1 protein-coding gene is annotated in these 1,548 nt (G+C 35.9%); it reads right to left on the bottom strand.

Going from position 1 to position 1,548, the window contains the following annotated elements:
* Positions 1–613: 613 nt before the first annotated feature.
* Positions 614–1,444: a hypothetical protein gene (locus L1N82_RS23040; protein ID WP_235289810.1), complete on the bottom strand. Its 831-nt coding sequence runs from the start codon at positions 1,442–1,444 to the stop codon at positions 614–616.
* Positions 1,445–1,548: the final 104 nt, after the last annotated feature.

Genomic DNA, 1,548 nt, shown 5'->3' with positions numbered 1-1,548 from the left:
CGCAGGGTTATCTGCCTGAATCCGCTTCCTCGAATTTACCTCTGGCAGATCAAGGAGCCATCAGGCGACGTAGCGTGAATATGGTGTTATGCGTTGCTTCCTGCTCCCTGACTTAACTTACGTTCTTTATTCTTATAATGCTCTTTCGGTCTTATACTGTTCCTCGATTTTGGTCTTATACTTCCTTTGATCTTGTACAGCTCTTCGATCTTGCACTATTCTCGATCTATATCACTTTCAGATTTTATTCTGCATTTCGGTTTTATACTTCTCTTCAGTTCTTCGGTCTCGTAATGCATTTCGGTCTTATACTGCACTTTGATCATGTCTTGCATTTCGTTCTTAATACAGTCCATTAATTCTTTAGGAAGTTGCGCATAACGTTGTTGTATTCACGAACCTTCACTGCCTTAAGTGACCGAAGGGAACGGCCGCGACGCGGTTAGGCAGTGCAAGGTTGTCCGGCTGAATTAGCTTCTTTGCTACTGAATCATCCTCTTCGAAATCGCTTCTTTATGCGTCGGCCGGACCAAGGAGCGTTAGCGACGCAGCGTGAATACGGTGTTATCGGATGTCGTGTGCTTCCTTGGAAGACATTCTAATATTTATAGTTTCATTTAGTTTTTAATAATATATTGATTTCATTGATTTTCTCGTCAATAACGCTACTTACTTCCTCGATAGTCTCAAAATAAAAATTATTTTGAAATAGTCCATCCCAAACTTGATGCTTTTTATTACTGTAAATATTGTTTTGCAATAATAAATTTGAATATTCATTATGATACTTTCTTAATTGCTCAATTTCTGTAATTGATTTATCATCCTTGCTCTTTAATCTTTCAATCAACTTATCTACCTCGTCTAGTCTAATCCATTTACGAGGTAAGTCATATTGCAAAGTATTGAAAATGTTATCAAAAGTATTAAAAGTTTCTATAACCTTTGTTTGGAGTTGTATGTCATTTATAAAATGAACTTCATTCCAGATTTGTTTATCAAGCTTATCTAAAAACAAGGGTGTATATCTACGTTCCGACAATATACCTTGTAAAAATAGTGTTCCAGAGAGTCCTTTTGCTAATTCAGAGGGAGTGCTAAGATCCTGAATTCCTTTAGATCCCTCGGAAATACGTTTTATTGAATTTAAATTCTCTTTAAGTTTATTGATTTCAAATCTTAGTTTAGTAACATACGGAAGTTGGTCTATCATTCTATTTATCTTATTTTCTTCTTTCTGTGCTTGAATTTGTGACTTGGTTATAATAAAAGCAACAATCCCCCCAATTATCCCTCCTGAGTAGTTGCTAATAAAGCCCATCCAACTATTTAGATCTCCCACTAATCCAGGCATCTTCCAAGAAAACAAAATGTAGTTTAAAGCTACTGGAAGTAAACAAATTGTTAGAGCAATCACTAGTTTAGGTCTTTTTCTTACGTTCATAATCAAAAAAGAAGATAATTTCTTCATATATTTCTCCTTTATGTTTTGCACGATTTCCGATAACGTACTTGCATTCACGAACCCTCACTGCCTTAAGTGACCGA

Origin of the sequence: Paenibacillus tarimensis (assembly GCF_021532315.1) — a bacterium.
Classification (GTDB): Bacteria; Bacillota; Bacilli; order Paenibacillales; family Paenibacillaceae; genus Paenibacillus_I; species Paenibacillus_I tarimensis.
Note: the sequence above shows the minus strand (reverse complement) of the source record. Positions and strands in the feature narration are given on the sequence as shown.

Coding starts and splice junctions, on each gene's coding strand:
- L1N82_RS23040 (WP_235289810.1), bottom strand. CDS start 1,444: ATGAACGTAAGAAAAAGACCTAAACTAGTGATTGCTCTAACAATTTGT.